We start from the raw sequence: 20,206 nt of genomic DNA on the forward strand, positions 1-20,206 counted from the left end.
TCAGGCGGCGCTGTAAGAAACCGCCGTGCGACGGCGGCGCATCATGCCGCCGACCACGCCGAAGCCCAGGATCATCAGCGCCCAGGTTGCCGGTTCCGGCACCGCACGGGCGAGATTGTCGAACTCCATCGAATTCGCCGACGAGGAGAAGGTCGCCCCGACGATCAGCGGTCCGCCATTGGCATTGTATGAAACGACGCCATTGGTTTGCGGGATGCTCTGGTTGCCGCTGTCGAACAATCCGGGATAGCCGACGATCTCGCCGCCGTTATAGGTGACGTCCGGCGCGCCCTGCAGATGCAGAACCAGCGTATTATACGTGTCGAGCGAGCCGAGCACGAACGAGAAGACCGAGGTCGCCCCGAAATTCACCGTATAGCTGCCGCCACCCAGCACCGAAGCGTAATTGCCGGAGCTGCCGAAAGCGGGGGCCGCGCCGTTCCCGCTATTCGAATTCAGTGCGTAGGTATTGGCCCCGATCAACGCACCAGCGGCGTAGCTGTCGAAAGTCTGAAACACCGTAGTGCCCGCCGCGGTCGTGCCCGACCCGCCGGCGAACGTGATTGACGGCGCTGCTGCGGCCGCAGTGGAAACGGCCGCCAACGCGGCAGCTCCTAAAATCGCCAACTTCTTCATATACCTGCTCCCATCACCAAAAGGAACGAGCGCCGGACCCTCGATTTCTTATGCGACTCGGCTGCCTTTTCGAATACGACAAATTCTCGATTCTAAATAGTACGTTAACGACATCGGATGCCCAAAATGGGACAGGTATGGTTCAGCGCCGGATCAGCGTTCCCGCGCCGCGCCGAGTGAATATCTCCAGCAGCATGCCGTGCGGCACCCGGCCGTCGAGCACGACCGCGGCGTCAACCCCCGCCTCGACCGCCGTGACGCAGGTCTCCAGCTTGGGGATCATCCCGCCCGAGACCGTGCCGTCGGCCCGCAGTCGCGCGATGTCTGCGGGTGTCAGGTCGGTCATCAATTCGCCCTGCTTGTCGAGCACCCCGGCCACGTCGGTCAGCAGGAAGAAGCGCGACGCCCCCAGCGCGGCGGCGATCGCGCCCGCCATCGTATCAGCGTTGATGTTGTAGGTATGGCCATCCGCCCCGGCGGCGATCGGCGCGATCACCGGGATGATGCCGTCGCGCACCAGCGAATCGATCAGCCGCCGGTCCACCTCCACCGGCTCGCCGACGAAGCCCAGGTCCACCTTGCGCTCGATGCCCTGCAACGGATCGGGCTGGTTGCGCCCGACCTTCTCGGCGCGCACCAGCCCGGCGTCCTTGCCGGAAATGCCGACCGCGCGGCCCCCGGCGCGCGCGATCCAGCCGACGATCTCCTTGTTGATCGATCCGGCCAGCACCATTTCCGCGACCTGCGCGGTCTCCGCGTCGGTAACGCGCAGCCCGTCGACGAAGCGCGATTCGACCCCCAGCCGCTTGAGCATCGAGCCGATTTGCGGTCCGCCGCCATGGACGACGACCGGATTGACCCCCACCGCCTTGAGCAGCACCACGTCCTCGGCGAAGTCGCGCTGCGCCTCGGGATCGCCCATCGCGTGGCCGCCGTATTTCACCACGAAGGTCTTGCCGGCATAGCGCTGGAGATAGGGCAGCGCCTCGACCAGCGTTTCGGCCTTGGCGAGCAGGTCGGGCGTGGGGCTGTGATCGGTCATGCGCGCGCGCTTAGGGGCCTCATGACGCGCTGTCGAGCCGCTTGCCCAGCGCCACGAACAGATAGATCAGCGGCGGCACGAGGATCACCGACAGCGTGACCTTCGCCAGCATCTGCCCGACGAGCAGCGCGCCGATCGGGAACACACCCCAGAAGGCGATGGTGACGAACAGCAGGGTATCGACGATCTGGCTCAGCACGCTGGCGATGGCGGCGCGCAGCCACAGCAAGCGGCTGTCCTCCCGCCCCTTCAGCCAGGCGAAGATCGTGACGTTCAGCGTCTGCGACGTGCCATAGGCGACGATCCCGCCGAGCCAGATGCGCGGCGTGCCCGTCATCATCATCTCGAAGGCGGAGAGCCGCGCCGGGTCCATCGCCGGGGAAGCCGGCACCGCCAGCACGACGAGCGTGAGCAGCAGCGAGACGATCAGCGGCACGAAGCCGATCCGCACCAGCCGGTTGGCGACCGCCCGCCCATGCAGCTCCGCCACCGCGCTGGAGGTGACGACCAGCAGCAGAAACGCGAATATCCCCGCCTCCACCGCGAGCGGCCCCAGCGCGACCTGCTTGTTGCCCAGCACGCCCGCGATGCAGACCATGCCGCCGTAAAAGATCGAGAAGGCGAAAAGCGAAGGCGCGATGCCGCGGGAGCTGCTCATCGCGCATTGCTAGCGACGGAATGGCGCGGGCGGAAGGAGGCGTGAAGCAAAAGGTGACGCTCATTGCAGATTGACTTGTTGGAAAATGTTGCTCAAATGTTCTCGCCGCGCAGAACAGCGGGGCAACATGATCGACATTTCGGAAGCAGAGCGACGGCACGCATTTTCGATGTGGCTGCGGACCGGGCGTTGGCCGGTCGCGCGAGACAGTGACGGCACGGAACTGAAATTCAATCCGTGGCACGATCCCAGAGACGGCCGTTTCACCTTCGCCAATTCGGGTAACTATCACGGGAGTGGCTGGGGAGACGGCGGCTTCACCGGCGGCGGAGGCGGCAGTTTCGGCGGGGGCGGCGCGAGCGGCTCGTGGGGAGTGCCGGCAAAGCCGAAACCGAAGGTGCGCGTCAACGGCGCGCGGACGGGGCAGACAGGTCGTGCGCCAACAGCGCAAACTCATCTTCCGGCCAAGCCGGCAGAGCGCACCGTGGCTACGTCGAAAGTTGCCGCCCGGAAGGAGTCGGCCGCCCCGCACCACAAGGAAACCACCGCCGAGCCGGTGCGCCATGTGACACGAAACGGATATGACTACGAGATCGACGCGGGCGGACGGACACGAAAGGTTTCGGGCGACCTCGATACTACACAAACCCCACTCCGCTCCCGCACAGCGCAGGTACAGGCCGGCGGAAGCGATCGGCGGTCGAGCGATGACGGCGGTCATTATATCGCGGCTCGTTTCAACGGACCGACCGACGCGTTCAACCATTTCGCACAGGATGCGAACTTCAATCGCGGTCGCTATCGCGCGCTGGAGGATGAATGGGCGCGAGACAAAAAAACGGGGAATAGCGTTTTCGTCAAAATTATGCCGGTCTATAAGGGAACTTCACAACGCCCCTCATCTCTCAACATCTGGTTCACCGTCAACGGTCATCTTAAAAGCGCCAAATTGCCCAACGAGAGTGGGAAGATCCAGCATGAAAAATAACGAAACTGAACATCTGCTAGTCAAGATCGGCCACATCCTTGCAGTGGATACCGAATACCCGCCTGATGGCACGCTCCTTTATGCGAGGCTGGATCACGCCTACGTATCACCCGCCATCTTCAAACATCTCGGCAATCAAATTCTATATCGCTGGCCTGACCTCGATGCTCTTGGCGACGCGCTGCTCGAATTGTGGGAGGCGCAGGACTCCGAACCACGTTGGGCGGAAATCGAATATCTCGTCGAGAACGGCCGTTTTACCGCCACCTACATCTATCCCGACGAGATCGATCCCGAGGACGACGATACATTCAACCGCCGTGATCGAATCGTGCGGAAATATTTCGGGGACAAGCCGATCGTCTATCCGCCCTTCCCGCCCGATGATAACGATGGCGCGCCGACCTACGAGCTATAGCGCCAGCGTCATGAAGCGGTTGTGCGGGCTGGCCGGGTAGCCGCCGTAGGCCGGGCAGTCGGCGAATCCGGCCGCCTCATACATCCGGTTCGCCGCGTCGAACATCGGCGCGGTGCCGGTTTCGAGGCTCACCCGCGCGAAGCCATGCGCCCGCGCCTGCGCGATAAGCTGCGTGAGGATCGCTCGCGCCACGCCGCGCCGCAGGTGGGTGGGAGCGGTGCGCATCGACTTGATCTCGGCATGGTCCGCATCGAGCCAGCGCAGCGCGCCGATGCCGAGCAGTTCCTCGCCCTCCCACATCGCCCAGAAATCGATGTCCGGGCGGTCGAGCGCCGCCGCGTCCAGCGCATGGGCATTGTCCGCCGGGGTGGAGCCGCGCGCGTCCGCAAGGTGATGCGCGATCAGCGCGCGGACGCGCGGATCATCCAGCCCGCCCGCGCGCAACTCCATCGCGTCAAATCTCGTCGATCATGCCCGCCAGCGTCTCCAGGCACGAGACGGCGAGGCGGCGCGATCGTTCGGGGCTCCAGCCGAATTCGGCATCCGGGTTGGGCGCGTGATCCTTGAACGGCATCTCAAGCGTCACCGACACCGCGCCGAACCGCTCGGCGAGCTGGTTGGTCGACATGGAGAGATTGGCCTTGCCCGGCGCCGATTTCTCATAACCCTTCTCGGTCTGGAAATCGGGCGTCGCGGCGGCGAGCCGGCGGCCGAAGTCCTCGAACTTCGCGCCCTGCGCGTCGGTCCTCGAGGGGATGCCCTCGAACCCGGCGATGAAATTGGCGGCGATCGCCTCGTCGCCGTGCACGTCCATCGCGAAAGCGACCCCGGTCGCGTCCATCGCCTTCAGCACGCACAGCACCTCGGGGCTGCGCTCGGGGGTCGGCGCGTGCCATTCGCGGTTGAGGTTCACCCCGGCCGCGTTGGTGCGCAGATGGCCGCGCCGCGTGCCGTCCGGGTTCATGTTCGGCACGCCATGGACGGTCGCCTTCGCCAGCAGGTCGCGCGCGGCGTCCCCGATCAGCCAGTCGAGCGCGCCGTCCATCCACCATTCGGCCATCGATTCGCCGGGATGCTGGCGGGCGTAGAGCCACACCTGCTTCGCGCCATTGCCCAGCGTGAAGCAGTCGATCGGCTGCCCATCGAGGCTGAGGCCAAGCTCGCGATGCACCACGCCCGGCTTCGCCGCGATGCGCGCGATCAGATCGGCGTGCATCTCCATCGTATAGGGCGCGAAATAGGCGAACCACGCGACCTGCCCGCCCTCCCCGACATCGCCCGTCCAGTCGAATTCCAGCACACCCTTGCCGTAGCGCGTCGGGATCAGCCGCCACGCTCGCCGGTCGGTCGAGACGCGCGCCTGATAACCCGGCCAGCCGAGCGGATAGGCCGAATCGCCGGCGTTGAGGATGCGGAACGTCACCCGCTTTCCCGCCAGCCCCGCTGCGCGGAAATAGAACCATTGGTAGAAGTCGGACCGGTGATCGCGGACGATCTCCAGATCGACCCGATTCCCGTGGATGGCGACCAGACGGATATTGCCGCCATCGAAGGCGGAGTTGATGGTGAGGGTCATTTCACCTCGATAGTCCGCCCGCTCTCGCCGGGGAACCCCGTGAACAACGCATGGGCGAGCCGCTCGGCGATCGCCTGCGTATCGACATTCGGCACGCTGGTGTCGGTCAGCGACTGCGCCTGCCCCTCCCACACCGCGTCCGCGCCGTGGCGGATGCGCACCGACAGCTCGGTGACGATGCCGACGCGGTCGCGCTGGCCGCCGACCGGGAAGCTGACGCCTCCGCCCAGCCCCACGCCGCCGCCGCGCCCGCCGCTGAACGAGCCGCCGCCGATGCCGATCGTGAAGGGCGAGCGCTTCGGCGGCAGCGCCCGCTCGGCACGGCTGAAGGAGACGGTGGCGAGATATTCGCCAGGCTGCCCCGGCGGCGGGCTGGTGTAGCCGGCGCGCAGCAGCTCCGCCTCCACGGCGGCGGCATAGGTCTTATATTCGATGCTGGCGACCGATCCGCCGGGCAGCGGTTCCACCGTAATCGTGCCGCGCGACGCCATCGCGTCATAATGGAAGCGCGAAACCTGCACGGGAAAGGATGTGGGCGCGGTCGCACATCCGGCCAGCCCCGTCGCCGCCAGCCCGATCGTCGCCGCCACCATCTTCCTGCGCATGCCTCGAATCCTCTGTATCTGCGATACCTTAACGCACGGGCTTCGTCGCGCGCTCCGGCTTGACTTGCAAGGCCCCTCGCACTAGGCGGCCACCCTTTCACAAGAACCCGTTTTCAAGAAGCGAATCCACCATGAAGATCCGCAATAGCCTCAAGTCGCTCAAGGACCGGCATCGCGACAACCGCGTGATCCGCCGTCGCGGCCGTACCTACGTCATCAACAAGACGAATCGCCGTTTCAAGGCCCGCCAGGGCTGATCCGTCACGGGGCGGACGGCGAATCATGCCCGGCCCCGCCAGCGTCGTCTTCGACGTTGGGCACGTCCTGTACGATTGGGACCCGCGCGTCCTTTATCAGCGCCTCATCCCCGATGATGAGGCGCTTGACGTGTTCCTCGGCGAGATCTGCACGCGGGAATGGCATTTCCAGCACGATCGCGGCCGCGATTTCGCGGAGACCTCGGCGGAGCTGATCGCGCGCCATCCCGATCATGCCGATCTGATCGCCGCCTGGGGGCCGCGCTTCGCCGAGCAGATACCAGGGCCGATGCCGGGGATGCCCGCGCTGGTCGCCGATCTCGATTCGGCGGGTGTGCCGCTCTATGCGATCACCAATTTCAGCCACGAATTCTTCCCGCCGTTCCGCGTTCGGGAAGCCGCGCTGTTCGATCGCTTCCGCGATATCGTCGTGTCGGGCGAGGAAAAGCTGATGAAGCCGGATGCGGCGATCTACCGCCTCGCGCTCGATCGATTCGGGATCGCGGCGGCGGACGCGGTGTTCGTCGACGACCGGCAGGCCAATGTCGACGGCGCCGCGGCGGTGGGGATGCACGCGCTGCTGTTCACCGACGCGGACCGGCTGCGCGGCGACCTGCGCACGCTCGGCTTCGCGATTTAACGGGTCACCGCCCGGCGCATGTTTGTGCTTGCGCTCGCGCCAAAGACAGCCTAGCGCGGCTTCACCGGGAGTTATGTTATCCTATCACATGGAGTTGTGATGCGGGCCTCATTGCTTTCCGGTATCGCTTTTCTCGCCCTGGCCGTTCCTTCGATCGCTCACGCGGAGGACAGTCCGCCGACCGATAGCGGCGCAAGCGCGACACCCAAGGACATCGTCGTCACCGCGCAGAAGCTGGATGAGGCGCGCGCGCATATCCAGCCGAGCCTCGGCGCGACCAGCTACGGCGTCACCAGCGCGGCGATCAAGGACCTGCCGGGCGGCGACAACCAGCAGTTCAACCAGATCCTGCTGCAACTGCCCGGCGTGGTGCAGGACGGCTTCGGCCAGTTCCACGTCCGCGACGACCACAACGGCCTGCAATATCGCATCAACGGCACCGTGCTGCCGGAGGGGCTGGCGGTGTTCGGGCAGACGCTCTCCCCGCGCCTCGTCAACAAGGTAGACCTGCTGACCGGCGCGCTGCCTGCGCAATACGGGCTGCGCAGCGCCGGCATCATCGACATCACCACCAAGAGCGGGATGTTCAACAACGGCGGCACGGTCTCGATCTACGGCGGCAGCCACGACACGATCGAGCCGAGCTTCACCTATGGCGGATCGAGCGGCCAGACGAATTATTTCGTCTCGGGCGACTATCGCCACGACGCGCTGGGGATCGAGAGCGTCGACGGACGCTCCAACCCGATCCACGACGACACCGATCAATATCAGGCGTTCGCCTATGTCGACCACATCATCGGCGAGCATGATCGGGTGTCGTTCGTCGGCGGCTATTCGAACCAGTGGTTCCAGATTCCCAATCCCGGCGGGTTGCAGCCGGACGGGACGTGGACGATCGGCGGCCAGTCCACCTATCCCAGCGAGAAATTGAACGAGCGCCAGCTCGAGCGCACCGGCTTCGGCCAGTTGAGCTGGCTGCATGACGACGAGCCGCTGACCGTTCAGGCATCGGTCTTCGCGCGTTATTCCTCGCTTGCCTACCGCCCCGACGTGACGGGCGAATTGCTCTATAACGGGCAGGCGCAGGCGGCGTTCAAGCAGGACCTCGCGCTAGGCGGGCAGGTCGACGGGGTGTATCATCTCGGCAGCGCGCATACGCTGCGTGGTGGCCTGCTGCTGATCCACGACCACAGCACCAGCGACACCACCACCCATGTCTTCCCGGTCGACGACGGTGCGCAGACCGGCGAGCCGTTCGCGATCATCGACAAGAGCGGCGCCAATGCGACGACCGTCAGCGCGTATCTTCAGGACGAATGGAAGCTCACGCCGACGCTGACGCTCAATTATGGCGCGCGCTACGACCGGTTCGCCGGCTATCGCACCGAAGACCAGATCAGCCCGCGCGCCAATCTGGTGTGGCAACCCGATTCATCGCTGACCGTCCACGCCGGCTATGCGCGCTATTTCGTCCCGCCGCCGTTCGAACTGGTCGGCTCCGCCAGCATAGACGAGCTGACGGGCACCAGCGCGGAGCCGGCGATCACGCAGAACTCCACCCCTTATGCCGAGCGGCAGCATTATTTCGACGTGGGTTTCCAGGCGAAGCCGTCCAGCTCCTTCACTTATGGCGTGGATGCCTATTACCGCATCTCGGAGAACCTGATCGACGAGGGGCAGTTCGGCGCGCCGATCATCCTGACGCCGTTCAACTATGCGCGCGGCCGGATCGGCGGAGTCGAGGCGAACATGGCCTATTCGCACGGCGGCTGGAACGCTTATGCCAATTTCGCGGCGGCCAAGGCGAAGGGGCGCGGCATCGTCTCCAGCCAGTTCAGCTTCGATCCCGACGAGCTGGCCTATATCGCCAATCACTACATCTATCTCGACCATGACCAGACCTACACCGGCTCGGCCGGCGTGACCTATACGTGGAAGCACGGCGCGCTGGCGCAGACGTCACTGGGCGGATCGATGATGTACGGATCGGGCCTGCGCACCGGGCTGGAGCTGCCCGACGGCAGCCAAGTGCCGAACGGCGCACATCTCGACGGCTATGCCCAGTTCAACCTGTCCGCGAGCCACCATTTCGCCGGGCCGAACCTCGACGTGCGGTTCGATGTCATCAACGTGCTCGATCACGTCTATGAGATCCGCGACGGCGGCGGCGTGGGGGTCGGCGCGCCGCAATATGGCCCGCGCCGGGGATTCTTCGTGGGGGTGACCAAGACGTTCGGGGCGTAGGCGCGTCCCTCAGCCGTATCCCTTCAACTCGTCGCCGACCAGCCGCACCACGTGCAGCACGTTGGTCGAGCCGGGGGTACGGAAGGGGACGCCCGCCATCACCACCACGCTGTCGCCGGCCGCCGCGATGCGGTGGCGCAGCGCCATGCGCTTCGACTTGGCGACCATCTCCTCGAATGATTCGACGTCGCGGGTGTGCGCGGCATGGACGCCCCACAGGATGCCCAGCCGCCGCGCCGTCTCCAGCTTCGGGGTCAGCACCAGCAGCGGCACCGAGGGCCGCTCGCGCGCGACGCGCCGCGCGGTGGAGCCGGAGGTAGTGAAGCAGATGATCGCCTTGGCCGAAACGGTGCGGGCGATGTTCTTCGCCGCCTCCGCCAACGCGTCGGCGGTGGTGGGATCGGGCCGCATCTCGGTGAAGTGGACGCGATCGCCGTGCATCGGGTCGCGCTCCACCGCCTCGCCGATCGCGTTCATCATCGCGACCGATTCGATCGGCCAGTCGCCCGCCGCGCTCTCCGCCGACAGCATGATCGCATCCGCCCCGTCATAGATCGCGGTGGCGACGTCGGACACCTCGGCGCGAGTCGGCGTCGGGGACTTTATCATCGATTCGAGCATCTGCGTCGCCACCACCACCGGGCGGCCCATGCGGCGCGACACCTCGACGATGCGCTTCTGGAGCGGCGGCACCGATTGCGGCGGCAGCTCGACGCCGAGATCGCCGCGCGCGACCATCACGCCGTCGCACATCTCGACGATCTCCTCCAGCCGCTCGATCGCCGCCGGCTTCTCGATCTTGGCGAGCAGCGCTGCCTTGCCGCCGATCAGCCGCCGCGCATCGGCCAGATCCTCCGGCCGCTGGACGAAGCTGAGCGCGATCCAGTCCACCCCCTGCTCGCAGGCGAAGGCGAGGTCGCTGCGGTCCTTCGCGGTCAGCGCCGCCATCGGCACCACCACGTCGGGCACGTTCAGTCCCTTGCTGTCGCTGAGCGGCCCGCCGACCTCGACGACGGTGACGATCCGGTCCGGGTCATGCTCCACCACGCGCAGCACCAGCTTGCCGTCGTCCAGCAGCAGTCGCGCGCCCGGCGCGATCGCGGCGAAAATCTCGCGATGCGGGAGCTGGACGCGCGTCGCGTCGCCCGGCGCCGCATCGCGATCGAGCACGAAGGTCGCGCCATGCTCCAGCACCACCCGCCCGCCGGCGAAGCGCCCGACGCGCAGCTTCGGCCCCTGCAGGTCGGCGAGGATCGTCGTCGGACGGCCGAACTTCTTCTCCAGCGCGCGGATCGCGGCGATCATCGGGATCTTCGATTCCTGGTCGCCGTGGCTCATGTTGATGCGAAAGGCGTCCGCCCCCGCCTCGAACAGCGCGGCGATCATTTCGGGCGTGTTGCTCGCCGGCCCGAGCGTGGCCAGCACGCGGACCTTCCGGCTGCGGGGGCTGATCGCTCTGGTCATCCTGGTCCTCGTCCTGACTGGCCCGTTGGCTTAGAGGCTTTCGATGACCGATCAACCCAGGAGCACGACAATGGACCCGATCGACGCGATCGACGACGCCACCGCCGCCGCCGCCTTCCGCCGGCTGGTGCGCCACCTGCGCCACCGCGACGATGCGCAGAACATCGACCTGATGGGGCTGGCCGGCTTCTGCCGCAACTGCCTGTCCGACTGGATCGGCGAGGCCGGCGGCCTCGAGCGCGAGGCGGCGCGCGCCGCGATCTACGGCATGCCCTATGCCGAATGGAAAACGCGCCACCAGCAGGAAGCAACGCCGGAGCAATTGCGCCGGATGGAGGAGAGCGTGGCGAGGAACGCCGCGATCTGATCGCCGCGCCCACGGGGCGGCTTGTCGAACCGGCCGGCTTTCCTCTAGCCTCTTCCTTCGGGAACGAAGGGATGCGGCGACGCATCCCGCCCGACCGGGAGAATGAGAGGAATGTTGAGGAAGTTGATGATCGCGCTCGCGGTCACCGTCGCCGTGCCTGCTATCGCGCAGACCGCCGCGCCGACGAAAGTCACTTATATCCACGCCGGCGCGCTGCTCGACCAGCCGGGGCAGGCGCCGCGCGGCAACAGCACGATCATCGTGCGCGACGGCAAGGTGGCGGAGGTCCGCGATGGCTTCCTCGTGCCGCCGGCCACCGCCGAGCTGGTCGAACTGAAGGACAAGTTCGTACTGCCGGGGCTGGTGGACATGCACGTCCACCTGTGGGGCATCGGCGGCGATCCGGTGCGCTCGCGCCTGATGGCGATGACGATGGACGACGGCGACAACATGATCCAGGCGCAGCTCAACGCGCGCAAGACGCTGGACGCCGGCTTCACCACCGTGCGCGATCTCGGGGGCGACCCGCGCGGAATCCGCGCGCTGCGCGACGCGATCGAGCGCGGCGACGTCGAGGGGCCGTCGATCATCAACGCCGGGCAGATGATCTCGATCACCGGCGGCCACGGCGACGGCACCAACGGGCTGGCGGAGGAATGGGCTGACGCGGTCCACCAGCATCAGATCAACACCTGCGACGGGCCGGACGACTGCCGCCGCGCGGTGCGCGCGCAGGTCGGCCTCGGCGCGCAAGTCATCAAGTTCGCCGCGACCGGCGGCGTGCTCTCCAATGTCGCGGGCGGCCTGGGTCGCGCGATGACGCCGGAGGAGATGCGCGCGCTGATCGACACCGCGCACAGCTTCGGCCGCAAGGTCGCCGCGCACAGCCACGCCGCCGAGGGGACGAAGGCGGCGCTGGAGGCCGGCGTCGACACGATCGACCATGGCACCTTCCTCGACGACGAGGCGATCCGGCTGTTCAAGGCGAAGGGCGCCTATCTCGTGCCGACGATGATCGCGCCGATCACCGCGCTGGCGCAGGCGCGCGCCGGGGCGCTGCCTGCCAACACGATCCCGAAGGCGGAGGCCGCCGCCGCGGCCGCGATGGCCAGCCACGGCAAGGCGATCGCCGCCGGCGTGAAGATCGCCTTCGGCACCGACACCGGCGTCTCCAGGCATGGCGACAATGCGCAGGAGTTCGCGCTGATGGTGAAGGCGGGCATGACGCCGGCCGCCGCGATCCGCGCCGCCACCGTCTCCGCCGCCGACGCGCTCGGCCGCGACGACATCGGCGCGATCACGCCGGGCAAGCGCGCCGATATCATCGCCGTCAGCGGCTCCCCGCTGGAGGACGTGACGCGGCTGGAGCATGTCGCGTTCGTCATGCACCACGGCGTCGTCGCCCGCACCGCGCGGGAATGAGCGCCGTAAAGTCTTTCCCGTGCGCGGGAGGGAAGGAGGTGGAGCGGTCAGGGGCGTTGTCCTCGGCCGCTTTGCCCCCTATCGCGGGCGCCAATCCCAACGGAGTGATTCATGACCGACAATGTTTCCGCCGAGCAACTGCGCCTGTTCATCGAGCGCATCGAGCGGCTGGAGGAGGAGAAGAAGGCGTTCGCCGACGATATCCGCGACGTGTATAGCGAGGCCAAGTCGACCGGCTTCGACACCAAGACGATCCGCGCGATCATCCGGCTGCGCAAGATGGAGAAGCACGCCCGCGACGAGGCCGACGCGCTGCTCGAAACCTATCGCAACGCGCTGGGGATGATCTGAGCGGATCGGTTCCGAACCGATCGACCGGAAGCCTCTCCCCGCAACGGGAGGGGGTATAGTGATAGTGGGCGGAAAATAAATCTGACCACGGGTAGGTCAGATTTCGACCTGTTCTGGCACTGCCGCGACGACATGTTTCAGCAGATTAATGGCGCTGATATCGAGCGCCTGAGCAACCGCGATGAATTCTAGGATATCGAGTCGTCGCTCGAATTGCTCCGTTTTGTTGACGAATGAAGGATGCTTGCCAAGCCTGCGCGCAAGCTCGCGCTGCGAGATACCCTTACCCTCGCGAACCGCTTTGATCGCTGCAATCGCTGATCGGTAGTCGGACGAGACCACCCATCCCCGTTGCATATTAGCCGCCCGATTTGAATCCAAGCGCATCAATAATTCGGAAACCTATCGTCCCCATGATGGGGACAGTCGGGGCAAATTTCGGATGAATTGCAATGCGGATTAACTTCGGAGCGTTGGTCAATTTAGAGGTCGCGCTCGCGGTTGGCGGCGTGTCACCGAACATCACTCGCTATCTTGCTGACGTTCGTTGTGGCTTCCTATCTAACTGCGGGATGTAAGGGGGTGTCGTTCCTTGCTGTGAACAACTTGGCTGGGCCGGAAAGTGATATAGCAACGCTTAAGCCTATGATGCCAATCAACGGTCAGGATGTGCTATATGTCCTTCAGAACGAGCATGGTTCCTATAAGGTAGGAAGAACTTGGAGCGTAAAGAGAAGGATATACGAGATTCAGCGCTCAGATGTTTGTAAAATATTTCCCATATTTTCGCTGAACGAATGCGGCCCGTGGGAAGTATATATACATAACAAGATAAGAAAACATGTTCTGCTAAACGAATGGTTTAAGGGCAACGATGAATCTAGAATGGATTTACAAAATCTCCTAGAAACAAATTTAATATGGAGAACGATTTATAATCAAAAAGATGAAAATAAATGGTTGAAAGATTTAGAATTATCAAAAATGAGAAGATACACCGTAAAATTGCTCCAATACGAAATACGTTATTTAAATGACACGGAAAGAAATAAGTTAAGAGATTACTCAATTATAGATTTCGTTTCAAAAATAATTAGCAACGACGTGTATGATAGAGTTTTGGGGACCGGTATTGCTCAGATATTCCGAGAAGAGGAACGAAAAAGGTCGTATAGCGGTAAATATCTTATACCAGATTTTACCATCGATGTTGATTCGGCCCTTCTACTCTGGCCAAATGACATAAGACCCGATTATTGGCACGGGTCGGCAATAGAAACTAGCGCGGCGCTGCTTCGATATCTTCGGTGTAAAGTCGCAAATCCGCACTGGGATGTTCGATCCTGCCTTAAGCACATGCCTATTGGCTGCTACAAGCCCGAGAGGGGATTGGGCTAGTCTTTAGTGATTAATTCCTAAATCGCCGAAAATTGTAGCTTCAGCGGCAAGAGGCTTGAGCCGTGGACCTAAATGACTCGACTAACCCGCTTAATGCTCTGGCAAGCTGCGGCGACAATCGGCAAACGCCATCCTTTCGGATGACGAAATCGGCGGGAGCGAATGACTGATCCCGCATAAATTGCAGGATGACCGCATCGACGGCCGCCCGCTCCAACTCGATCATGTCGAGAACCCAAGCCGGGCTGCCCTTGTTGCTATTGTGCATGATGCCAAGCGTCGGATCATAGCCATCGGCAATGGCGGCAATCTGCAACTGCGCCAGCTTTACGGTATAGGCATAGTTCAGCATGGCGTTGACCGGGTGGGAGGCGTTGCGGTTCTTGGCCTTCACGCCGGTCGCCCGTGAACTGCGCCGGTTATAGGCGCGCCACTCCTGCGGAACGGGGTGGCGGTCGATGCCCTTCCACCGCACGGGCAATCCCTGCCACGATTGAAAATAGGCTGCGGCGCATTCGCCCTCGATGGCGAAAATTGCGCCGATATCGGTGAATGCTTCCCGGCTCAGGCGGGCTATTCCCGTATCAGCCTTTTCCAACGCCATCTCGCGGGCCTTGGAGGGCGGGATATGAACCTCCAGTGTCGGGATGGTGGAGACGATCTTCCGGCGGATCAGGTCGGCGGCGAACGCCAGTCGCTTCGTTTCGTCTGTACGGGTGGCTTGCTGCCACTCGACCTTCTCGCGATCAGCGGCATAGCCGGTGCCGCTTGCCACCGTTGCAATCTCGCCATTCGCCTTGATGCGGGCGAGCGCAACGCCCTGTTCCGCCAGCCATGACAGCACATCGAACGACAGGGTGCCGCTGCCGTCGAGCAACAGGATGCGTGTCGGAATATCGAGGCTGCCGGGAAAGAAGCGATATCTCGCCTGCTCCTGCGGGTAATGCGTGAAGCCGTCGCGGATCACCAACGCGCCATTCTCGATCCGGAGCGACACGCCGTGGCCGTTCAAGATCAGCGGCGCGGGATTGCGCTGGCGCAGCTTGCGTCTCGGTGCGGATTTTGTGGCTCTCGAAAGCCAAAATTCCGAGCGGACCGCCCAATCGTCGGCGATATCGGACGGATCGATTTCAGGTTTCCAACGCATGATCGATAATAGCACGGATTTACGTGAAGTCGTGCATTTTGAATGTTAATTGGCACGATCTCGAAAAATCAATTAGCTGTTCTGACTGATATTCGCTACCGCGCCATGCAGATTTTCAATCTCGTCCGGTAACAATAACCTTGCACTGGTTCGCCGCATTTCAATCCAGAAGATCAACATCGCTGCTTGCAAGGAAATTGAAGGATTCGCAGCAATGCGGCTCATCGTGCCCAATCCAAACGCGCCCCGTCCAAATCGTTCAATGCCAAACCGATATAGCAGGGTAGCCGTTTCGACCGCATGGACAAATTCCCGGCGTATTTCAATTGATGGATCGAGCGGCGTGGTATTTGGCTCTATATTGCGCAACACTCCTGAAAGATCACGCAAAATCCCTTCTATCGTACCCTTGAAGTCGATCGCGTGACCCGCAATGCTATGCCGTTCCGATGCTCTCGCGCCGAAGATGTCGAGTACCGCCTGTAATTCGCTCTGATTGGGCTTCGCATCACTCTCGTGACTAAAGCCGATAAATTCACTTTGTACTACATCGACACCGAACCCGATCAAGGTTTCGAGAATTTCTCGATCTAACTTGGCCAGCGGCGCATAAAGCGGCGTGCCTCGCGTCATCGCTAGAACCACTTCCCGCAATTGAATGAGATCGGGACCATCCTCTTTATTGGCGTGCTCTAGTGCTGCGTTTCGAACTTCAAACAGCATCGTCCGCGCTGCACTCAGCGCCGGCCGCCAATAACGATCATCAACGGGAAAACCCCGCAACCATAGCTGCCAACCAACCCAATCACGCTTTTCGCGAATTTTGAACAGGCGCACTATTTCGATTGCCTGAGCGGCGCTTTGCGGCGGCACAACAACCGTGCTGCCACGTCCGCGCCCTTTCCCACGCTGCTTGGGGCGCGGCAATAATCCCCATCGGCGCCATCGCTCAATTTTTGCGTCCGATATTTCAGCGCCGACCATCACAAACTCTGCGCGCATTTGGTCGGCGGTTATCCAGTTATCTGTCACGGGCACGCTGCTTTTTTCTTTAGAGACCCGCGCAGAATAGCCATTCGGGTGAATCCACCCCCTTATTTGGTTGCCGTCAGCGATTCGGAGACGGCACTTGGCTCGCAAACGAGATCATCGGCAAGAGTATCAGCGTCGTTTGGCGAGGGGCGCCGCACGCGGTTTGACCCGTTCGCAGGCTCGCGGCCACGCGAAGGCGGGGGAATCATCTGTCAAGTCCGCCGCCAAGATCGGCGGCGAGAGGTTCGAGGCCGCGCTCAAACTGTATCGCGAAACCGGCAATCAGGCCGCCGCCGCGAAGGCATATAATATAGCGCCGGAACGCTTCCGCCGCTTTCTGCGCGAGACCGTCGAAATCCACGGTCGCGGCAAATCGCTGCGGATCACCGACAATCGTCTCCGGATCATGGCCGTCATTTCCGATGGCGATGTTCACGAACGAACGCTGCTCGATTTCGATCAGGCGTCGCTGAACGGCCGTCATCTCAACGCTGTGAAGGCATTTGTCGGCAGTAACGTCATCGATCTGCTCGCGCCCTTCGTCGGCAAATCCGTGATCGATGTGAAGGGCAAAGCCCATCCGCTCGAAACCGATCCCAACAAGCTGCACCGCCTCGCGAATGCCGGGAGCGAGGTGTTCCATGACGTTTACCGGCTTATCATTTGAAAGGAAATAAAATGACGGATGTTGATTTGAAGCGTGAACTTCGCAAGCAACGAGCGCTCGAAAGACTTGCTACGAACACGCCTTATTGCGGAATGTGCGGCGAACCGGACTGGCGGTGCATGGAACTGCACCACGTCGCCGGTCAGAAGCGTGACGACACCACCGTCATCCTGTGCCGGAACTGCCATCGCAAGGTGAGCGACGATCAGAAGGACCATCCCGTATCTGATCTCAACGCCGATGCCGTGCTTGAAGCGATCGGCCGTTTCCTGCTTGGTCTAGCCGACCTGCTGCGGCGGATCATCGACACGCTGACCGTGTTCGGGACGACGCTGATCGAGCGCAGCGTGCAGGACGGGGAGGCGGTGCGATGAGCAAGGCCGTTCCTCCCGTCACCGATCGGCTGTCGATCGCGCTCCGCGCCTATGCGGTGCCGAAGATACAGGCGTTGCCCGATCCCCATGCATCGAAGGCCAAGCGCCCGATCGCACCGGCATCGGACTGGACACTGATCTTCGACACCGAAACCACCGTCGATGCGGCGCAATCGCTGCGGTTCGGATCATATCAGTTCCACAACGGCGATACGCTCGATGAGGCGGGCCTGATCTATGATCCAGAAGGCGTGACGCCCGACGAACTGGCGACGTTGCGCTCTTATGCCGATCGCGAGGGATTATGCCTGCGGACCCGCGACGAGTTCGTGGACGAGGTGTTTTTCAAGCGTGCCTGGCAATTGCGTGCCGCGATCGTGGGGTTCAACCTGCCGTTCGATATCTCGCGCATTGCGATCAAACATGGTTCCGCCCGCACGCCGATCGATGCGGATAACGGTGGGATGCGTGACGGGTTCACGTTCAAACTGTCGCATCAGAAATTCTGGCCGAACGTCCGGGTCAAACATATGTCGGCGCGGGCAGCATGGATTTCCTTTGCCAAGCCTATGAAGCAGCCCGACAGTCGGGGGCAGCGCAAGCGAGGTATGAAAACTTCCGATCGGCGCGGTCACTTCATCGACGTGAAAACCGTCGCTGGTGCGCTGTTCGCCCGTGGCTTTAACCTCGCCGGGCTATCCCGGTTTCTGAAGGTCGATCATCCCAAGCAGGACTTCGATGCTTTCGACGGTCCAGTTACCGATGAAATGGCGCGCTATGCGATGGGCGACGTGCAGGCGACGTGGGAATGTTATCGCGCCTTGCGCGGCCGGTTCGACCAGCTCGGCCTTGTCGGTACGCCGGTCGAGAAGGTCTATAGCGAGGCGAGTATCGGCAAGGGCTATCTGCGCGAAATGGGGGTCACCCCGTGGCGCAGGAACCAGCCCGATTTTCCGCCACAGATGATCGCCAATATCCTCAGCGCCTATTTCGGTGGCCGATCGGAGGTGCGCGAGCGGCGGGAAGTGCGACAGGTGATGCTATGCGATTTCCTGTCGATGTATCCGACCGTCTGCACGCTGATGGGGCTTTGGCGGTTCGTCATCGCGGATGGCATGACATGGCACGACACCACGCGGGAAACCCGCGCCTTTCTCGATGCGATCGATCTGACCGCGCTGCAATCGCAGGGAGCATGGCGCAATCTGGCGACGCTGGTTCGGATAGCGCCGGACAGCGACATTTTCCCGATCCGGGCGGCCTTTGAAGGCGAGGCGCAAACCACGATCGGCCTCAACTTCCTCAGCGCGGATCAGCCTCTATGGTTCACGCTGGCCGATTGTATCGCATCGAAGCTGCTCACCGGGAAAGCGCCGACAATCCTCGAAGCGATGACTTTCGCGCCGGGTCCGGTGCAATCCGACCTGCGCCCGATCAGCATTGGCGGGAACCCGGATTATAGGGTCGATCCGGTGGCAGATGATTTCTTCAAACGAGTCATCGAATTGCGGCAGTCGATCAAGGCCCGGATGAGAACTGTGACCGGCACTGAACGCGAGGCGTTCGATATCGAACAGAACGCCCTCAAGATCGCGGCCAACGCCACCAGCTACGGCATCTATGTCGAAACGAACGTCGAGCGGCGCGCCGCCAAGCGGCCAACCGTCGTTCTCAACTCGACCGGCGACCCGTTCACCTTTCCGACCGATCTGGCGGAGATGCCGGGGACATATTTCCACCCGTTGCTTGCCACGCTGATTACCGGCGCGGCGCGACTGATGCTCGCCATCTGCGAACGGCTGATCGGCGACAACGGACTGGAATGGGCGCTTTGCGATACAGACAGCATGGCGGTCGCCAAGCCGGAGGCGATGCCGAGCGATGAGTTCGTGCGGCACGTGCACCGAATCGTGGAATGGTTCACCCCGCTCAATCCCTATGCCTTTGGCGGGCCGATCCTGAAGATCGAGGATGAGAATCACGCCCTCGAAGATGACGCGCTGGAGCCGCTCTATTGCTGGGCGGTATCATCGAAACGTTATGCCCTGTTCAATCTCGATCCCGATGGCGAGCCGATCATGCGCAAGGTGTCGGTGCACGGCTTGGGGCATTTACGACCGCCTTATGGCAACGAGGATGCGCCTGCCGAAATCCCCGCGCCGCACGATGATGTTTTGCGGCATGGTGTGGAACGATGGCACAGCGATTTGTGGTGGTGCATCGTCAAAGCCGCGCTGGCCGGACAGCCCGATTGCGTGCCGCTGGATTATCATCCCTCATTGAGCGGACCCGCCATTAGTCGATATGCCGCGACGACGCCTGATCTGCTGCGCTGGTTCAAGGGTTACAACACAGACCGAAAGCCCCGCGATCAGGTCAAGCCATTCGGGTTCCTGCTCGCCATGCAGGCGCGGTTCGATTTTGGCGGGGAACGCATCGTCACGAAACGGCCGCGTGGCCGACCGTGCAAGGTGCGCAAACCCAAGCCGATCGCGCCATTCGATCGCGATCACGCCAAGGCGGCGGCCAATGCGTTCGATCGGGAAACCGGCAAAGCCGTCCTGCCCTCATCGCTCCGTTCTTATGCCGAGGCGTTGGCGCAATATCACCTCCATCCGGAATCCAAGTTTCTGAACGGGGATTATTTCGACCGGGGCACGACGCAGCGGCGACATATCGATGCTACCGGCATCCGGCATATCGGGAAGGAATCGAATGATTGGGAACGGCAGGCTGTGCTGGGAATTACCCGAGATAGCCAAATCATCTATAGCGGAATATCGCTATAACGTGCGTTGCGCACCGCATCCGATACCGGAGCGCTTGGTTCACTCTTCAGCGCGTAGGCAAGTCGTCAGAGGCCATCGCATTCAGTATATGCGTGAAACGAGCGTTCAGAGTATCGATCCTGCGGTAT

The 20,206-nt window shown here is 62.7% G+C and carries 22 protein-coding genes; 12 read left to right on the plus strand and 10 right to left on the minus strand.

Annotation, left to right across the window (positions count from 1 at the left end; translation table 11 throughout):
• The 3 genes from F9288_RS22030 to F9288_RS02755 all read right to left on the minus strand — a co-directional run bounded on the left by F9288_RS22030 (position 1) and on the right by F9288_RS02755 (position 2,336).
• A complete protein-coding gene (locus F9288_RS22030; RefSeq protein WP_174835152.1) occupies positions 1–519 on the minus strand; it encodes a PEPxxWA-CTERM sorting domain-containing protein in 519 nt (172 codons plus the stop codon).
• 259 nt (positions 520–778) lie between these two features.
• Complete coding sequence (gene argB, locus F9288_RS02750) at positions 779–1,678, minus strand: acetylglutamate kinase (protein WP_174835153.1); 900 nt, start codon at positions 1,676–1,678, stop codon at positions 779–781.
• A 19-nt stretch (positions 1,679–1,697) separates the two neighbouring features.
• Positions 1,698–2,336, minus strand: a complete 639-nt coding sequence (locus tag F9288_RS02755) for a queuosine precursor transporter (RefSeq protein WP_174835154.1) — start codon at positions 2,334–2,336, stop codon at positions 1,698–1,700.
• Between the two features lie 127 nt (positions 2,337–2,463).
• Here F9288_RS02755 and F9288_RS22035 point away from each other — a divergent pair, with 127 nt between their 5' ends.
• Together F9288_RS22035 and F9288_RS02765 are read left to right on the plus strand one after the other, a co-directional pair.
• The gene (locus tag F9288_RS22035) at positions 2,464–3,324 is read left to right on the plus strand and encodes a DNA/RNA non-specific endonuclease (protein ID WP_254621047.1); all 861 of its coding nucleotides are present in this window, start codon (positions 2,464–2,466) and stop codon (positions 3,322–3,324) included.
• Complete coding sequence (locus F9288_RS02765) at positions 3,314–3,742, plus strand: hypothetical protein (protein ID WP_174835155.1); 429 nt, start codon at positions 3,314–3,316, stop codon at positions 3,740–3,742. The genes F9288_RS22035 and F9288_RS02765 overlap by 11 nt, the downstream gene beginning before the upstream one ends.
• On the opposite strand, the gene F9288_RS02770 is transcribed toward F9288_RS02765, so the two are convergent.
• From F9288_RS02770 to F9288_RS02780, 3 genes are read right to left on the minus strand one after another with little or no spacing between them, the layout of a single operon-like run.
• Complete coding sequence (locus F9288_RS02770) at positions 3,737–4,192, minus strand: GNAT family N-acetyltransferase (RefSeq protein WP_174835156.1); 456 nt, start codon at positions 4,190–4,192, stop codon at positions 3,737–3,739. The genes F9288_RS02765 and F9288_RS02770 overlap by 6 nt on opposite strands.
• Before the next feature lie 4 nt (positions 4,193–4,196).
• Complete coding sequence (locus F9288_RS02775) at positions 4,197–5,318, minus strand: carboxypeptidase family protein (RefSeq protein WP_174835157.1); 1,122 nt, start codon at positions 5,316–5,318, stop codon at positions 4,197–4,199.
• Positions 5,315–5,923 carry a hypothetical protein gene (locus F9288_RS02780; RefSeq protein ID WP_174835158.1) on the minus strand — a complete coding sequence of 203 codons (609 nt, stop codon included), beginning with the start codon at positions 5,921–5,923 and terminating at the stop codon, positions 5,315–5,317. The genes F9288_RS02775 and F9288_RS02780 overlap by 4 nt, the downstream gene beginning before the upstream one ends.
• 131 nt (positions 5,924–6,054) lie before the next feature.
• Between F9288_RS02780 and ykgO the strand changes: the two genes are divergently transcribed.
• The 3 genes from ykgO (at position 6,055) to F9288_RS02795 (ending at position 9,067) form a co-directional block, all read left to right on the plus strand.
• The gene (ykgO, locus tag F9288_RS02785; RefSeq protein WP_003046794.1) at positions 6,055–6,180 is read left to right on the plus strand and encodes a type B 50S ribosomal protein L36; all 126 of its coding nucleotides are present in this window, start codon (positions 6,055–6,057) and stop codon (positions 6,178–6,180) included.
• Between the two features lie 25 nt (positions 6,181–6,205).
• Positions 6,206–6,820, plus strand: coding sequence for an HAD family phosphatase (locus F9288_RS02790; RefSeq protein ID WP_174835159.1), 615 nt, complete (start codon positions 6,206–6,208; stop codon positions 6,818–6,820).
• Positions 6,821–6,919: 99 nt separating this feature from the next.
• The gene (locus F9288_RS02795; protein WP_174835160.1) at positions 6,920–9,067 is read left to right on the plus strand and encodes a TonB-dependent receptor; all 2,148 of its coding nucleotides are present in this window, start codon (positions 6,920–6,922) and stop codon (positions 9,065–9,067) included.
• A gap of 9 nt (positions 9,068–9,076) precedes the next feature.
• Here F9288_RS02795 and pyk read toward each other — a convergent pair whose 3' ends face one another.
• A complete protein-coding gene (gene pyk, locus F9288_RS02800; protein WP_174835161.1) occupies positions 9,077–10,531 on the minus strand; it encodes a pyruvate kinase in 1,455 nt (484 codons plus the stop codon).
• Positions 10,532–10,601: 70 nt separating this feature from the next.
• Here pyk and F9288_RS02805 point away from each other — a divergent pair, with 70 nt between their 5' ends.
• The 3 genes from F9288_RS02805 to F9288_RS02815 all read left to right on the plus strand — a co-directional run bounded on the left by F9288_RS02805 (position 10,602) and on the right by F9288_RS02815 (position 12,671).
• Positions 10,602–10,898: a DUF1244 domain-containing protein gene (locus F9288_RS02805; protein ID WP_174835162.1), complete on the plus strand. Its 297-nt coding sequence runs from the start codon at positions 10,602–10,604 to the stop codon at positions 10,896–10,898.
• 126 nt (positions 10,899–11,024) lie between these two features.
• The gene (locus tag F9288_RS02810) at positions 11,025–12,320 is read left to right on the plus strand and encodes an amidohydrolase family protein (protein ID WP_254621048.1); all 1,296 of its coding nucleotides are present in this window, start codon (positions 11,025–11,027) and stop codon (positions 12,318–12,320) included.
• Between the two features lie 111 nt (positions 12,321–12,431).
• Positions 12,432–12,671, plus strand: coding sequence for a DUF2312 domain-containing protein (locus F9288_RS02815; RefSeq protein ID WP_174835164.1), 240 nt, complete (start codon positions 12,432–12,434; stop codon positions 12,669–12,671).
• A gap of 96 nt (positions 12,672–12,767) precedes the next feature.
• Here F9288_RS02815 and F9288_RS02820 read toward each other — a convergent pair whose 3' ends face one another.
• The gene (locus F9288_RS02820) at positions 12,768–13,028 is read right to left on the minus strand and encodes a helix-turn-helix domain-containing protein (RefSeq protein ID WP_174835165.1); all 261 of its coding nucleotides are present in this window, start codon (positions 13,026–13,028) and stop codon (positions 12,768–12,770) included.
• A 225-nt stretch (positions 13,029–13,253) separates the two neighbouring features.
• Here F9288_RS02820 and F9288_RS02825 point away from each other — a divergent pair, with 225 nt between their 5' ends.
• The gene (locus tag F9288_RS02825; RefSeq protein WP_174835166.1) at positions 13,254–14,069 is read left to right on the plus strand and encodes a GIY-YIG nuclease family protein; all 816 of its coding nucleotides are present in this window, start codon (positions 13,254–13,256) and stop codon (positions 14,067–14,069) included.
• Between the two features lie 40 nt (positions 14,070–14,109).
• On the opposite strand, the gene cas1 is transcribed toward F9288_RS02825, so the two are convergent.
• The gene (cas1, locus tag F9288_RS02830; RefSeq protein WP_174835167.1) at positions 14,110–15,216 is read right to left on the minus strand and encodes a CRISPR-associated endonuclease Cas1; all 1,107 of its coding nucleotides are present in this window, start codon (positions 15,214–15,216) and stop codon (positions 14,110–14,112) included.
• Positions 15,217–15,288: 72 nt separating this feature from the next.
• Entirely contained in the window at positions 15,289–16,248 is a 960-nt protein-coding gene (locus F9288_RS02835) for a hypothetical protein (protein WP_174835168.1), read from the minus strand.
• A gap of 97 nt (positions 16,249–16,345) precedes the next feature.
• On the opposite strand from F9288_RS02835, the gene F9288_RS21905 reads away from it, so the two are divergent.
• The 3 genes from F9288_RS21905 to F9288_RS02850 are packed head-to-tail and all read left to right on the plus strand — an operon-like array spanning position 16,346 to position 20,078.
• Positions 16,346–16,915, plus strand: a complete 570-nt coding sequence (locus tag F9288_RS21905; RefSeq protein WP_217482580.1) for a hypothetical protein — start codon at positions 16,346–16,348, stop codon at positions 16,913–16,915.
• A gap of 11 nt (positions 16,916–16,926) precedes the next feature.
• Positions 16,927–17,289 (plus strand): hypothetical protein, encoded by a 363-nt coding sequence (locus F9288_RS02845; protein WP_174835170.1) that lies wholly within the window; start codon positions 16,927–16,929, stop codon positions 17,287–17,289.
• On the plus strand, positions 17,286–20,078 hold the full coding sequence (locus tag F9288_RS02850; RefSeq protein ID WP_174835171.1) for a hypothetical protein: 2,793 nt from the start codon (positions 17,286–17,288) through the stop codon (positions 20,076–20,078). Before F9288_RS02845 ends, F9288_RS02850 begins: the two co-directional genes overlap by 4 nt.
• Positions 20,079–20,206: the final 128 nt, after the last annotated feature.

Source organism: Sphingomonas sp. CL5.1 (assembly GCF_013344685.1).
Lineage (GTDB): Bacteria > Pseudomonadota > Alphaproteobacteria > Sphingomonadales > Sphingomonadaceae > Sphingomonas.

Coding starts and splice junctions, on each gene's coding strand:
- F9288_RS02775 (WP_174835157.1), bottom strand. CDS start 5,318: ATGACCCTCACCATCAACTCCGCCTTCGATGGCGGCAATATCCGTCTG.
- F9288_RS02820 (WP_174835165.1), bottom strand. CDS start 13,028: ATGCAACGGGGATGGGTGGTCTCGTCCGACTACCGATCAGCGATTGCA.
- F9288_RS02790 (WP_174835159.1), top strand. CDS start 6,206: ATGCCCGGCCCCGCCAGCGTCGTCTTCGACGTTGGGCACGTCCTGTAC.
- F9288_RS02780 (WP_174835158.1), bottom strand. CDS start 5,923: ATGCGCAGGAAGATGGTGGCGGCGACGATCGGGCTGGCGGCGACGGGG.
- argB (WP_174835153.1), bottom strand. CDS start 1,678: ATGACCGATCACAGCCCCACGCCCGACCTGCTCGCCAAGGCCGAAACG.
- F9288_RS02795 (WP_174835160.1), top strand. CDS start 6,920: ATGCGGGCCTCATTGCTTTCCGGTATCGCTTTTCTCGCCCTGGCCGTT.
- F9288_RS02850 (WP_174835171.1), top strand. CDS start 17,286: ATGAGCAAGGCCGTTCCTCCCGTCACCGATCGGCTGTCGATCGCGCTC.
- pyk (WP_174835161.1), bottom strand. CDS start 10,531: ATGACCAGAGCGATCAGCCCCCGCAGCCGGAAGGTCCGCGTGCTGGCC.
- F9288_RS02815 (WP_174835164.1), top strand. CDS start 12,432: ATGACCGACAATGTTTCCGCCGAGCAACTGCGCCTGTTCATCGAGCGC.
- F9288_RS02805 (WP_174835162.1), top strand. CDS start 10,602: ATGGACCCGATCGACGCGATCGACGACGCCACCGCCGCCGCCGCCTTC.
- F9288_RS22035 (WP_254621047.1), top strand. CDS start 2,464: ATGATCGACATTTCGGAAGCAGAGCGACGGCACGCATTTTCGATGTGG.
- cas1 (WP_174835167.1), bottom strand. CDS start 15,216: ATGCGTTGGAAACCTGAAATCGATCCGTCCGATATCGCCGACGATTGG.
- F9288_RS02765 (WP_174835155.1), top strand. CDS start 3,314: ATGAAAAATAACGAAACTGAACATCTGCTAGTCAAGATCGGCCACATC.
- F9288_RS02770 (WP_174835156.1), bottom strand. CDS start 4,192: ATGGAGTTGCGCGCGGGCGGGCTGGATGATCCGCGCGTCCGCGCGCTG.
- F9288_RS02845 (WP_174835170.1), top strand. CDS start 16,927: ATGACGGATGTTGATTTGAAGCGTGAACTTCGCAAGCAACGAGCGCTC.
- ykgO (WP_003046794.1), top strand. CDS start 6,055: ATGAAGATCCGCAATAGCCTCAAGTCGCTCAAGGACCGGCATCGCGAC.
- F9288_RS02810 (WP_254621048.1), top strand. CDS start 11,025: ATGATCGCGCTCGCGGTCACCGTCGCCGTGCCTGCTATCGCGCAGACC.
- F9288_RS02755 (WP_174835154.1), bottom strand. CDS start 2,336: ATGAGCAGCTCCCGCGGCATCGCGCCTTCGCTTTTCGCCTTCTCGATC.